The organism is Flavobacterium sp. UM26 (assembly GCF_057922445.1).
Genome location: NZ_JBVHCY010000001.1, coordinates 267,255 through 282,213, shown reverse-complemented (window position 1 = coordinate 282,213; position 14,959 = coordinate 267,255). Strand labels below are relative to the sequence as shown.

Annotated in this window: 7 protein-coding genes; all 7 read left to right on the top strand. The window is 34.8% G+C overall.

Annotated elements, in window-relative coordinates:
- Window positions 1-143 precede the first annotated feature (143 nt).
- Window positions 144-3,131: a SusC/RagA family TonB-linked outer membrane protein gene (locus ACZ1AQ_RS01245; protein WP_489631148.1), complete on the top strand. Its 2,988-nt coding sequence runs from the start codon at window positions 144-146 to the stop codon at window positions 3,129-3,131.
- A 12-nt stretch (window positions 3,132-3,143) separates the two neighbouring features.
- Window positions 3,144-4,676, top strand: a complete 1,533-nt coding sequence (locus ACZ1AQ_RS01240; RefSeq protein ID WP_489631147.1) for a RagB/SusD family nutrient uptake outer membrane protein — start codon at window positions 3,144-3,146, stop codon at window positions 4,674-4,676.
- 167 nt (window positions 4,677-4,843) lie between these two features.
- A complete protein-coding gene (locus ACZ1AQ_RS01235; RefSeq protein WP_489631146.1) occupies window positions 4,844-8,152 on the top strand; it encodes a VCBS repeat-containing protein in 3,309 nt (1,102 codons plus the stop codon).
- Entirely contained in the window at window positions 8,145-11,402 is a 3,258-nt protein-coding gene (locus ACZ1AQ_RS01230; RefSeq protein WP_489631145.1) for a VCBS repeat-containing protein, read from the top strand. The genes ACZ1AQ_RS01235 and ACZ1AQ_RS01230 overlap by 8 nt, the downstream gene beginning before the upstream one ends.
- A 24-nt stretch (window positions 11,403-11,426) precedes the next feature.
- Window positions 11,427-12,779 (top strand): vanadium-dependent haloperoxidase, encoded by a 1,353-nt coding sequence (locus tag ACZ1AQ_RS01225; protein ID WP_489631144.1) that lies wholly within the window; start codon window positions 11,427-11,429, stop codon window positions 12,777-12,779.
- Between the two features lie 4 nt (window positions 12,780-12,783).
- Window positions 12,784-13,695, top strand: a complete 912-nt coding sequence (locus ACZ1AQ_RS01220) for a GyrI-like domain-containing protein (protein WP_489631143.1) — start codon at window positions 12,784-12,786, stop codon at window positions 13,693-13,695.
- Between the two features lie 579 nt (window positions 13,696-14,274).
- The gene (locus ACZ1AQ_RS01215; protein ID WP_489631142.1) at window positions 14,275-14,826 is read left to right on the top strand and encodes a transposase; all 552 of its coding nucleotides are present in this window, start codon (window positions 14,275-14,277) and stop codon (window positions 14,824-14,826) included.
- The last annotated feature ends 133 nt before the right edge of the window (window positions 14,827-14,959 follow it).

Genomic DNA, 14,959 nt, shown 5'->3' with positions numbered 1-14,959 from the left:
AAATCGAAAACGTTTTCGGTTTAACGAAAACGTTTTAGTTATGTTATTTCTTAATATTTTCATAAAACTTTGTTTAAGTTTGATTGATATAAAAAAAGCAATAACCAATTTTTAAAAATTATTAACCAACTTATTTATTACGTATGAAAAATAGTCTACTAAAAGGCTTGATGGTATTTCTAACGGTTCTTTGCACAGGTATGGCCTACTCGCAAGAAATCACAGGAAAAGTATCAGACGCCAGTGGTCCACTTCCTGGGGCCAATGTATTGGTAAAAGGAACTAGTATTTCTGCTCAAACAGACTTTGACGGAAAGTATACCTTAAGAAACGTTAGCTCAGGCGCCATTTTGGTATTTAGTTACATCGGTTTAAAAACTCAAGAAGTAAGTGCTGCGGGTAAGAGTGTAATCAATGTTACTCTAAAAGATGATTCGGCAGAATTAAAAGAAGTAATCGTAGTAGGTTATGGTACTGTGAAAAAGAAAGATGCAACTGGAGCTGTTGATCAATTAGGATCAGATGATTTTGATAACGTAGCGGCAACCAACCCTGCCGAGTTATTAAGAGGTAAAGTTTCTGGTGTGCAAATTACTCAATCAAGCGGAGAGCCAGGAGCAGCAATTTCTGTAAGGATTAGAGGTAATTCCTCTATCCGTTCTGGAAATAACCCTCTGTATGTTGTTGATGGTGTTCCTTTGGACGGTGGTGAAGTTTCATCAGGAGGTAATGACATTGCTGGTTTAGGTTCTTCTTCAGCTAGAAACCCATTGAATTTTTTAAATCAAAATGATATCGAAAGTATATCAATTCTTAAAGACGCCTCATCTACAGCTGTTTATGGTTCTAGAGGAGCGAATGGTGTTATCGTGATAACAACTAAAAAAGGTAAATCTAAAATGCCAACGTTGACGTATGGAACATCTGTAAGTTTTAGTAAAATTTCTGGAGATTTTAGATTATTAAGTGGAGATGAATTTGTTGCTGCAGGCGGACAAGATAGAGGTTCAAGATCATACAATTGGGAAGATGCTATATTAAGAAACGGTTTTTCACAAAATCATGATTTAACCTTTAGTAGTGGTACAGAAAATTCTAATACAAGATTATCTATTGGTGCAACTAGTACTGATGGTATTGTTAAAAATACAGGTCTAGATAAATATACACTTGCTTTTAATAACAATAATAATTTTTTTAATGGAAATTTAAAAGTTGATACCAATGTAATTTATGCAGCGTTAAACGATCAAACCACATTGATTAGTAATAATGCCGGTTACATAGGAAATTTAATCGGTACAGCATTATATTGGAATCCAACTTTACCAATACGTCAGCCAGATGGTTCATATACTTATGTAGGAGATGATTATTTGAATCCAGTTCAATTATTGGACTCTTACAAAGATTATACTAATACGAATAAATTGTTAGCGAATATTAGTGCAACACTAAAAATAACAAATAGTTTGAAATATAAGTTTTTGTTTGGAGTTGAAACTTCTAACTCTGTAAGAAAACGTCAATTGCTTCCAACTATGAGAATTGCTAGTGATGATTTAACAGGAAATGATGCCGCTAATGGTGGGGTCTTAAAAAGAGGACTTGCAGAGATTTCGGGTATCAATAAATTCAATAAAACTTTTGAACATACCTTGTTATTTGATAAAGACTTTAATGAGAACTTCCAAATGAATGGTGTTCTTGGATTTTCTTACTATTCTTATGATGTTAATGGAAATAATGCAAGAGGACAAGGATATGTTGAAGCTCAAACTAATTTAATTGATAATATCCAAGGAGGTATTGCTCAGGAGTTTAGAGCGAGTTCTTTTAAAAATAAAATAGAATTACAATCTTACTTTGCAAAAGCAGAGTTTATTTTGTACAAAGATTTGGTAGTGACAGGTTCAATTCGTGCGGATGGTTCAACTAAGCTTGGTGCAGATGATAAATGGGGTTATTTTCCTGCAGTTGGGGCGGCATACAAAGTTGTTAATACTGGCGAGGGATTAGTAAATGATTTCAAAATTAGAGGAAACTATGGTCTTACTGGAAATCAAGAGTTTCCCGTGAATTCTGCTCTTTCTAAAGCAATTTATGGAAATGGAGGTACACCTCAAACAGTATCAGGAGCCAATGATTTATTACGATGGGAAACTACGACTTCTTATGGTATTGGTACAGATTTTACATTGTTTAATAATCGTTTGACAGGTTCATTTGATTATTTCCACAGAGACACGAAAGATTTAATTGCCCCAGTACCACAAGCAACTGCACAGCCAGGGCCAGGTTCAAATAGAAGTGTTAATTTACCTGGAAACCTGATTAACAGTGGGTTTGAAGTTGCTTTGAGCTACAAGATTATTGATACAGATGATATGAGTTGGAATTTTTCTGCAAATGCAGCTTTCTTGAAAAACTCAATGGAAAATTTTGGCTCGGTTCAGCTTCTTGCAGGAGGAATTAATGGTCAAGGTTTGTCAGGTGCTTACGCAGAAGTTATTAAAGATGGATATCCATTATATACTTACTACTTGTACGATTTTAAAGGATATGATGCCGCAGGTAATTCTATTTACACAGCAGCTGATGGTTCTGAAACTGGTTTAGGAAATGCAGATAAAAAGTATTTAGACAAACAACCGTTACCAAAAATAAATCTTGGATTTTCAACCAATTTTACATACAAATCGTTTGATGCAAGTACTTCTTTTTATGGTGCATTTGGACATTATATCTACAATAACACAGCGAATGCTTATTTCTTTAAGAGTGCTTTGTTAGGAGGTCGTAACGTAACGCCAGAGGTTGCAGCATCTCCACAAAATGGTTCTGATCCAAACTCTCCATCAACTAAGTACTTAGAGAAAGGAGATTTCTTGAGAATGGGTAATCTTACTGTGGGTTATACTTTCAAAGGAACAGCGATGGAAAGATTTAAAATTAATTCGGCCAGATTTTTTGTAAGTGCTAACAACGTATTCGTAATTACTAGTTATTCAGGATTTGATCCTGAGGTTGATACTAATAAAGCACTTAACGGTGTTCCTTCTGCAGGTATGGATTATTTGTCTTACCCTAGAGATAGAAGTATAGCAGTTGGTCTTAATGTAACATTTTAATTTTTAAGAAAAATGAAAAGTAAAAATATAATAAAAAGCATCTTTTTTGTAGGTATGGCAACTTTAGGTGTAAGTTGTACCAATTTAGATGAAGAAGTATTAGATGGATTTGAAACTTCTAATACTGGAGGTGGAACTGTAAATACAGGAGCCTTTTTGCAATCTGCTTATGAAGGGCTAAGAAGCTTTCAAGGACAAGGTGATATGTTTACCATGGATGAAATGTCTGGGGATGGTTTAGTAGGACCAACACGAGGAGGTGACTGGGATGATAACGCCAAATGGAGACAATTTCACGTACATACTTGGGGTGCAGATAATGAGGAAATTCGTAATGCTTATAATAACTTACTGACGAATGTTTATAACTGTGATTTAGTAATTAATAATAATGCTACCGATGATCAAAAGACACAGGCACGTTTCTTAAGAGCTTTTTACTATTATCATGTTATTGATTTGTTTGGGCAAACTCCTTACAGAGAGCCAGGTTCGCCAGTTACTGATAATCCTAAATTTAGAACAAGAAAAGAAGCCACTGCTTTTGTAATTTCAGAATTAGAAGCGATTGTAAGTAAATTGCCTGCAAGAGTTCCTAATGATGCGAGTTTTGCAAGTAAAGATGCAGCCAACTTTTTATTAGCAAAATTGTATTTGAATAAAGCGGTTTTTAATGCTGATAATGCAGCTGGTCCTTATACCTTTGATCCTGCTGATATGAACAAGGTAATTGCATATGTTGATGCAATCACATCTAGCTCTTTAGCAACAAATTATTGGAGTAATTTTGCCCCAACGAACAATACTTCTAATGAGATTTTGTTCTCTTCTAAAAATGTTTTAGGTAATGGGGGAGGTATTCAGTCTCGTTGGAGAATGGGTATGCATTACAATCAAACACCAGATGGCTGGAATGGTTTTGCTACTGTAGCGGAGTATTATAATAAGTTTTCTGCTTCCGATGCAAGAAGACAATATTCAACCCCTTCAATTATCGCTAATTTTGGAAATCCAATTGGTTTTCAAGTTGGACAAATGTATAAACCAGGAGGTGTAGTAGCGTTAAAAGATAGAAAGGGGAATCCACTTATTTTTACGCCTCAAGTATCAATGATTGTTACTGGTAATGCTATTGAAACAGCAGGAATACGTACTCAAAAATACGAGCCAGACAATGCTAATTTAGGTGCCCCAGAAAATGATTATGTATTAATGCGTTATTCAGATGCCTTATTGATGAAAGCTGAAGCTGCTTTAAGAGGTGGTACTGGAGGTGCAGCTGTAGCGAAAACCATTTTAGATCAAATCTCTGTTAGAGCAGGCTTAGCGGCAGGAAGTACACCAGCTACATTAGATGGTATTTATGACGAAAGAGGTAGAGAGTTATGGTATGAGGGATGGAGAAGAAACGATATGATTCGTTTTGGTAAATTCTTAGGACCAAGAGAGTTAAAACCAACTACTTCAGATCCAAAGTACGTGTTGTATCCAATACCAGCCGATGCCTTGTTTAATCCAAACGTTAAGCAAAACCCTGGTTATTAATACTTTTTGGTTTAGATTAAATTTTGTTTTGTGTTAGTTTAAAGAGGGTAGCAATACCCTCTTTTTCTTTAAAAGTATTTCTGTAAGGTGTTTTTTTTTTACATTTTAATTCTATAAATTACGTGACTATAAAGGCCTTACAAAACAATTAAAACCTACTCACTATTATGTTGCAACGATTAATTCTATTTGCTATTGTAACACTTTTTTTCTCGAATTGTTCCAAAGTTAAAACGGATACTTTATTTACTCAATTGCCTGCCTCAGAAACCGGAATTGATTTCATTAATGAAGTCAAAAATGGTGAAGACATGAACATTTTTAAGTACCGAAATTTTTATAATGGAGGCGGAGTAGCAATTGGAGATATCAACAATGATGGGCTTTCAGATGTATACTTTACTTCCAATTTAGGTAAAAATAAACTCTATCTTAACAAGGGCAATTTTAAGTTTGAAGACATCTCTTTGAAAGCAGGTGTCGAAGGAAAAAAAGTTTGGTCAACAGGTGTGGTAATGGTAGATATTAATGCTGACGGATTGCTAGATATTTATGTTTGTAATGCTGGAAATAGTAAAGGAAGTCAACAAAACAATGAGCTTTTTATTAATAACGGGAATTTAACCTTTACAGAAAAAGCTGAAGCGTATAATCTTGCGGATACTGGAATTACAACACATGCAGCATTTTTTGATTATGATAAAGATGGTGATTTAGATGTTTACATTCTAAACAATAGCTTTATTCCTGTTAGTAGCTTGAATTATTCTAATAAAAGAGAACTACGAGACAAAGATTGGGATGTAGCCGATATTCTTAAAGGAGGTGGCGATAAATTATTACGCAACGACAACGGAAAGTTTGTCGACGTGAGTGAAGCCGCTGGTATTTACGGAAGCTTGATAGGTTTTGGTCTTGGAGTAACTGTGGGTGATGTGAATGGTGATTTGTTCCCTGATATTTATATTTCGAATGATTTTTATGAAAGAGATTATTTGTACATCAACAATAAAAACGGAACTTTTTCTGAGAAAATTCAGGATTGGACATCACATATTAGTCAATCCTCGATGGGAGCCGATATGGCAGATATCAATAATGATGGAAATGCAGACATCTTTGTGACCGATATGTTGCCTGAGCCAGATGAACGACTAAAAACAACCACTAATTTTGAGAATTACGATTTATTTTCCCGCAAATTAAGTTTAGATTTTTATAATCAATACATGCAAAATACTTTGCAAGTTAATAATGGAAATCAACAGTTTGATGAAATCGCTAATTACGCAGGTGTGGCTAAAACAGATTGGAGCTGGGGAGCCTTGTTGTTTGATATGGACAATGATGGGTTAAAAGATATTTACGTATGCAATGGTATTTTTCATGACTTGACTAACCAAGATTTTATGGACTTTTTTGCTAATGAATTGATGCAAAAAATGGTGATTACTGGTAAAAAAGCAGAAATTGAAACCATTATCAACAAAATGCCTAGTACACCAATTCCTAATTATGCCTTCAAAAACGACGCAAATCTTACTTTTTCGAACCAAGCACAAAATTGGGGATTGGATACACCTAGTTTTTCTAATGGTGCAGCCTACGGTGATTTAGACAACGATGGCGATTTAGATTTGGTCGTAAACAATGTCAATATGCAAGCTTTTGTTTACAAGAACAATGCTGAAAAAAATAAACAAAACCATTTCGTTAAAGTCAAATTAAAAGGAGGTCAACAAAATAAATTTGCAGTTGGGAGCATCGTAGAATTGTTCTCTGGTTCCGAAATTTTAAGGCAAGAACTCATTCCGTCTCGCGGTTTTCAGTCTTCTATAGATTATACGATGACATTCGGAGTAGGAAACAAAAAAATCGATTCTTTACAAGTTATTTGGCCTAACGGGAAAACGCAAATGATTAAAAAAATAACGAACAATACCACGATTCAATTAAATATTTTGGACGCAAAGTCTGATTTCGTAGTTAAAAATAAAGCTTCAAAACCCTTGTTTTCTGAGTCGAAAACTACATTCTTAGCACATAAAGAAAACAATTATATAGACTTCGACTACGAAGGCTTGATTTCTAAAATGATTTCACAAGAAGGACCAGCTTATGCTGTAGCTGACATTAATGGAGATGGAAACGAAGATGTATTTATTGGCGGAGCCAAAGGGCAAGCCGCTCAAGTTTATCTCAATAAAGGGAATGGGAATTTTGGTGTCACAACACAAATTGCATTAAAAGCAGATGCTAGTTTTGAGGATACAGCAGCTGCTTTTCTCGATGCAGACAACGACGGAGATATGGATGTATTGGTAGGCTCTGGAGGAAATGAAAAAACAGATCAGGCCAATTACAAAAACAGATTGTACTTAAATAACGGAAAAGGAATTTTTACAAAAAGCACAACTACTCTTCCAACTACAAATAATAATGTGGCTGTAATCGCACCCTATGATTTTGATAACGATGGCGATAATGACGTTTTCATAGGAAGTAGAAGTGTGCCTGGAGTATATGGTATTGACCCGAAGCATTTATTATTAGAAAATGATGGGAAAGGAAATTTTACCAATGTAATTGATAAAAAAGCTTTTAAAATCAATGCCTACGGAATGATTACTAACGCCGTTTGGGAAGACATTGATAATGATTCTAAAAAAGATTTAATCTTGGTTGGAGAATGGAACACACCGGTGATTTTCAAAAACAAAGGTCGTAGATTGACTACTTTTTCAACGAATTTGACCGAATGGAGTGGATTTTGGAACACGGTTCAATGCGTAGATTTGAATAATGACGGAAAGAAAGATTTGATTCTGGGTAACAAAGGAACCAATACTTCTTATAAAGCTACCAAACAAAAACCTATGAAGTTGTTTATCAATGATTATGATAACAACGGAACAATAGAGCAAATTACTACTCAAACTATTGATGGTAAAGATGTACCCTTGCATTTGAAACAAGAATTGGCCAAACAAATTCCGATGATTAAAAAGAAAAACTTGAGCTACACCGATTACTCTAAAAAGACGTTTCAAGAACTTTTCGATACCGAGGTAATCAATAATTCAGTTCAAAAAACAGCCAAAATGCAAGAAAGTTGTATTGCTATCAACAAAGGGAATGGTAAGTTCGAAATTCAAGTGCTACCCAAAGAAGTACAGTTTTCAAGTGTCAATGCCATAACAACTTTGGATATCAACAAAGATGGAATACTAGACTTGATACTAGGAGGGAATCAATATCCCTTTAAACCTCAATTTTCAAGATTAGATGCCAATTTTGGTAGTGTACTCTTAGGAAGTAAACAAGGAAAATTCTCGTGGATACCCTACACAAAATCAGGTTTTTTTATGCGTGGTGAAGTCAAACATTTGCAAGTCATCAAGAACAAAAACAATACGACAGCAGTTTTAGCTGTTCTTAATAATACTGCCCCTAAACTTTTTATAAGCAATGAATAATTTTTTAAAAGTTGGTCTAGCCTCAATACTATTGACGGCATGTTCCCAAAAAGAATCACCACTTTTTGATAAACTCGATCCTACGGAAAGCAATATCACTTTCAAAAATGAGTTAATTGAGTCTAAGAATATTTCGATATTAGATTATCTCTATTATTATAATGGTGGTGGAGTTGCATTAGGCGATATCAATAACGACGGCTTAGTCGACATTTATTTTACTTCTAACCAAGGGAAAAATAAATTGTACCTCAACAAAGGCAATAATAAATTTGAAGATATTTCAGCAAAAGCCGGAGTAGAAGGACAAAGTGATTGGAAAGCTGGTACTGTCATGGCCGATGTGAATGGTGATGGATATCTAGATATCTATGTTTGTGCCGTTGTAGGGATTAATGGATTTGAAGGGCAAAACGAACTTTTTATTAATAACAAAGACAATACCTTTACAGAAAGTGCTGCCGAGTACGGCTTAGATTTAGATAATTACAGTTCTTCTGCAGCTTTTCTAGATTATGATCTAGATGGTGATTTGGATATGTATTTGTTAAATCATGCGGTCCACTCCGAGCTATCTTTTGGCAATGCCAATATCAGAAACAAAAGAAGCTATGAATGTGGTGATAAATTGTTCCGAAACGACAACGGAAAGTTTGTTGATGTGAGCGAGAAAGCGGGCATTTTTGGCGGAGCTAATGGTTTTGGACTAGGGATAGCTGTTTCGGATTTTAACCTAGACGGTTATCCTGATATTTACATTGGTAACGATTTTCATGAAGATGATTATTATTATTTGAATAATGGAGATGGAACTTTTACCGAAAGTTTGAAACAGTTTTTCGGACATACTAGCCGATTCTCAATGGGAGTTGATGTGGCTGATATTAATCACGATGGTTTTCCAGACATTTTAAGTTTAGACATGTTACCCGAAGACGAAAAGGTATTAAAAGCATCTTTGGGAGATGATAATGTGCAAATGTTGAAAGTACGTACTGAGAAATTAGGCTATCATTATCAATACACCCGCAACATGCTACAACTCAATCAAGCAGGAAAACACTATACAGAAACCGCACTTTTGAGTGGTATTGCAGCAACGGATTGGAGTTGGAGTGCGCTTTTTGCAGATTATGACCAAGATGGCGAACAGGATATTTTTGTGGCCAATGGAATTCCAAAGCGCCCAAACGATTTGGATTACGTTAAATATTATTCGAATGACCAAATCAAGAATAAACTCAATACGACCAAGCTTTTAGATAAAGAAGCTTTAAAAAGAATGCCCGCAGGAAATGTAACTAATTATGTGTTTCAAGGCAGCACAGATTTAACATTTAAAGACCGTTCGAGAGATTGGATTGCAAACGATTCTATTATTTCTAACGGAAGCGGATATGCTGATATTGATAATGATGGCGACTTGGATATCATTACCAATAACACCAACGCTGTGGCCACAGTGTATCAAAATAAAACGGATAAAAAAGCTAATTTTTTAAAAGTAAAATTGCGTTTTGAAGGCAAAAATACTTTTGGGATTGGTGCCAAAGTAATCTCTTATACCAAAGGACAAAAGCAATTCAAAGAGTTACAAACTACAAGAGGTTTTCAATCTTCCTCAGAACCGATAATTCATTTTGGCTACGGAAAAATAAATACTATTGATTCTTTGGTTGTGATTTGGCCCGACAAAACGTATCAAACAGTTAAAAAGGTGAAAACCAATCAAACGTTGACAATAAATGCGAATAAAAATAGAAAAGCATTCAATTATCAATCACTGCATCCTAAAGTATTGCCTGTTTTGCAAAAGGTAAATGGGAATTTAGGCATCAATTTTACTCATGAAGAAAACGAGTATATCGATTTTACCGTTCAAAAATTAATTCCATATCAAAGAACAGATCGAGGTCCAGCTACTGCAATTGGAGATTGGGATGGAGATGGAAAAGATGATGTTTTTTTTGGTGGTTCAAAAGATAAAAAAGCAGTCTTTTATCTTCAAAAAGGGAATGGTTTTGTGGCCAAAAGCTATCCAACTTTAGATCAAGATGCGGTTTTTGAAGATGCTTCGGCAGTTATTGCAGATTTTGATGGAGATCAAAAGAATGATTTATTTGTCGCTTCTGGTGGTGGAGAAAATGCTTCAAATTTAGAGGATCGTTTGTATCATAACAGTAATGCAATTCCAACGCGACAAGAGCTATTACATTTGGCTCAAAACGCAACTGTAGTAAGAGCTTTCGATTATGACAAAGACGGAGACATAGATGTTTTTATTGGAAATAACTCTGAAACGAATCGTTTTGGAAGTACACCTGATTGTTATCTATTAAAGAATACTAAAGGCAAGTTTACTTTAGAGCAAACCAAAACATTCAGTAAAATCGGAATGGTCACAGACGCGGTCTTTACCGATTTTAATGCCGATGGCCAAACCGATTTAATCGTGATTGGAGAATGGATGGCTCCAACTTTTTTTGCTAATCAAAAAGGCAAATTTACGAATGTCACCCCAAAAGTTGCTGCCGAAAACAACAATGGACTTTGGCAAGCAATCCTCCCTTTTGATATAGACCATGATGGCGATCAGGATTATTTGCTAGGTAATTGGGGAATGAATTCTAAGTTTAAAGCTTCAGCAACCTTTCCGTTGAAAATGTATTATGATGATTTTGATAGTAATGGCTCATTTGAAACTATTGTAGCCAAAGAAAAAAACGGAAAGTATTACACCACAATGGGCTTAGATGAATTAGCAGAACAATTTAGTGGGATGCTAAAGAAGAAATTCAATAGCTATCAATCTTTTGCAGGTAAAACACTTGAAGAAGTTTTTGATCCTCAAATGTTAGAAAAAGCCAAGCTTTATGAAGTACATAATTTGAAATCCGGGTATTTGAAGAATAACAAAGGGCATTTTGTTTTTGTGCCATTTTCTAATAAAATGCAAGTAGCTCCAATCAATTGTTTTGTGCAGACTGATTTTGTAGGCGATTCAAAACCAGAAGTATTTGTTGCGGGTAATTATTTCGGAGTTTCTCCTTATCAAAGTCGTTTTGACGGATTCGCTGGCGCTTTGATTCAAGATCAAAAAACGATTTTAATGGGGGAATCGATTGGAATTGATTTGACCCAAAAAGCCGTACGTCACTTAGATATAATTACGGTCAATAACCAAAAATATATGTTGGTGACCATCAATAATAAACCCACTGAAGTATATCAACTACGTTCCAAAAAATAATAAACCCAATTACTATTGACCCAAATGAAATTTTCAATTCTAACTCTGCTAAGTGTTTGTTTTTTTGCTGTTTCTTGTCAAAACGAAAAAACAATAACAATTACTTCAAATGATTATTGTGCTGCTGTTGATACGGTAACCGGAATTATGGTTCATGATATTTTTTCGCCACCTGTTGCGAGTAGGATATATGTTTACCCTAATATTGCTGCTTATGAAATTATGGTGCAGAACAGTAAAGAATATCATAGTCTACAAGGACAATTAAAAGGTTTGGATTCTATTCCTGTTTTAGATACAAAAAGTGGAGTAAATGTGCCTTTGGCGGCTTTGATTGCGCATATGGAAGTGAGTAAAAAACTGGTTTTTTCAGAACAAGCAATCGAAAAATATCGCGATAGTTTGTATGCAAAATGGAGTGATGAAAACAAGAAAGAATTCGAAGTTTCGAAAGAGTATGCTTTAAAAGTAGCTGAACGTATCTCAAAATGGATGGGAAAAGACAATTACAAACAAACGAGAACCATGCCTAAGTATTCGGTTCATGTAGATCAACCGGCACGTTGGCAACCTACACCACCCGCTTATATGGATGCAGTAGAACCACATTGGGGAAAAATTAGAACATTAGTTATGGATTCTGCAGCTCAGTTTAAACCCAAAGCGCCTTTTCCTTTTTCTACCGATAAAAGCTCAGATTTTTATAGAGAAGCCAAAGAGACTTATGATGTTGGAAACAAAATTACCAAAGATTTATTGGCTATGGAGCAAAAGAAAAGCACCATTGTTCCAGAGGAGTCCGCTATAGCAACTTTTTGGGATTGCAATCCGTATGCTACCGTGACACAAGGACATATGATGTTTGCCAAAAAGAAAAATACTCCCGATGCGCACTGGATTAATATTGCTAAAATAGCGTGTAAAACCGCAAAAACAGATTTTAATAAAACGGTTTTTGTGTATACCAAAACATCAATTGGTGTTTTCGAATCGTTCATCAGCTGTTGGGACCAAAAGTTCAAAACCAATGTAGTGCGCCCAGAAACTTATATCAATCAATACATAGACGAAAACTGGAAGCCGCAATTGCAAACGCCTCCATTTCCAGAGTATACCAGTGGGCATTCTGTTTTATCAGCTTGTTCTGCCGAGATATTGACTGCAATTTTCGGAGATAATTTTGCGTATGTAGACGATTCTGAGATTCCGTTTGGTTTGCCCAAAAGAAAGTTTACTTCTTTTAAACAAGCGGCCGACGAAGCTTCGATGAGTAGGTTATATGGCGGAATTCATTATCGTGCCGCAATTGTGAATGGAGTAGCACAAGGAAAAATGATTGGACAATACATCAACAGTAAATTAAAAATGACCAAGTAAAGCGATGAAGAAGAAAATTGGTATTTTTTGTAGTGTATCACTATTTCTTTTTTTGGGATGGTATTTTGGCATTAAATCATCGGATTATACCATAACATTTACAGTAAAAACAGCCTCTGGAACTGTTTTTCAAGGCATACAAGAATGGTCAACTATTCAAAAACAAAAGCGAAAAGAGCATTTTACTGTAGTAGAAAAAAATAATTTTGATTACCTAAAACAGCAGATGACCGTTGGAGATACTTCCTATACTTATGTTTGGAAAATTACTCCTTTGAACGACTCAGTGTCTAAAGTAAGTGTGGGAATTCATGAAATTGGAAAGAGTTGGTACAACAAAATCACCGCTCCTTTTTGGCCTACAAAATTCAAAACTGAACAAATTAGGAAAGTCAAAGATTTAAGAGAAGGTTTAAACGAGCATCTCAAAAAATTGAAGGTCAGAATTGACGGAGAAGGAACTTCAAAGCCAGTATATGTTGCTTATATTCAACTCAAAAGTGTCTTGCAAGAAAAAGCACAAACTATGATTGGCAATGATGCTACAATTACAGGATTTTTATACACCCATAAAGTTAAAATCGTTGACCGACCTTATGTAGAAATTGTAGATTGGGATTTAGATAAGGAAACCATCGTTTTTAATTATTGTTTTCCCATTGACTCTTCAACAAAAGCGATAGCTGACACTAATGTAAAATTCAAAACAATTCCTGCGCTAAAAGGACTTAAAGCAATTTATTATGGCAATTTTAGAACGTCTGACAGAGCTTGGTTTGCTTTGATGGATTATGCCCAAAAGAACGATTTGAAAATTAAAAATATAGCCTTGGAGCATTTTCTTGCCAACCCGTTTAACGGAGGTAATGAATTAGAATGGGAAACTCAAGTTATTATGCCTTACGCTTCAGAGTAATTTAATCTCCTGCAAGGTTTTTTTTAAACCTTGTAGGTATTTTGAGAGAGTTGTTCGGAAGTTAAGACCTACAAGGTTTTGGAAACCTTGCAGGTCGAGAAGTCTAAAGTTTTTTGATATCGGATTTCCTACAGAGTTTTTTTTAAACCTTGTAGGTATTTTGAGAGAGTTGTTCGGAAGTTAAGACCTACAGGGTTTTGGAAACCTTGCAGGTCGAGAAGTCTAAAGTTTTTTGACATCGGATTTCCTACAGAGTTTTTTTCAAACCTTGTAGGTATTTTGAGAGAGTTGTTCGGAGGTTAAGACCTACAAGGTTTTGGAAACCTTGCAGGTCGAGAAGTCTAGCGTTTTTTGACATCGGATTTCCTGCAAGGTTTTTTTTGAAACCTTGTAGGTATTTTGAGAGAGTTGTTCGGAAGTTAAGACCTACAAGGTTTTGTTAACCTTGCAGGTCGAGAAGTCCAGCGTTTTTTGACATCAGATTTCCTGCAAGTTTTTTTTTAAACCTTGTAGGTCTGTTTAATGTTATAATTTAAAACTTTTCTTTAAAATGAAAGCTATTGAAATTTTTAAAAGAATATGAAATTAGAGGTTTTAGAAAATGAATGTTACTATCATATTTACAACAGAGGAATAAATGGTTGTGTAATTTTCGAGAATGATGAAAACAAGAATTTCTTTTTAAGACAACTTTCAAAATATTTGTTAGACAAAGTTTCAATATTAGCTTATTGTTTAATGGATAATCATTTTCATTTGGTTGTTCAGTTAAAGGCTGAGGAGGAGTATGTGTCTCAATCTTTTTCTAATTTTTTTAATTCTTATGCCAAGGCATTCAATAAACAATTTAACAGAACGGGTAGTCTTTTTGAAAAGCATTTTAAGAGGATTAAGTTGAATGATGAAACCTATTTGAGACAGTTAATTATATATGTTCATTTGAATCCAACACACCATTTAGAAGTAGACTTTCGAACTTTTAAATTTTCTTCTTATCAAGCTATGCTTTCATGTAAAGAAACTAAGTTAGAAAAGGAGGAAGTCTTATTGTTATTTGGAGGGAAAGAAAATTTTATTTTTTCGCATAATGAAAGAAAAGATTATTTGGTAGAAAAATATGCTTTGGAATAAATTGGAGTTGTTTTTCTAATCTCATTTTCGCTTAAAATCAATGAGTTCGAAAACGTTTTCGGTAGTTCCGAAAACGTTTTTTATTTTAAATCAGTGCGCTATTGATAGATTACGATTAAATTTAGGTTTGATA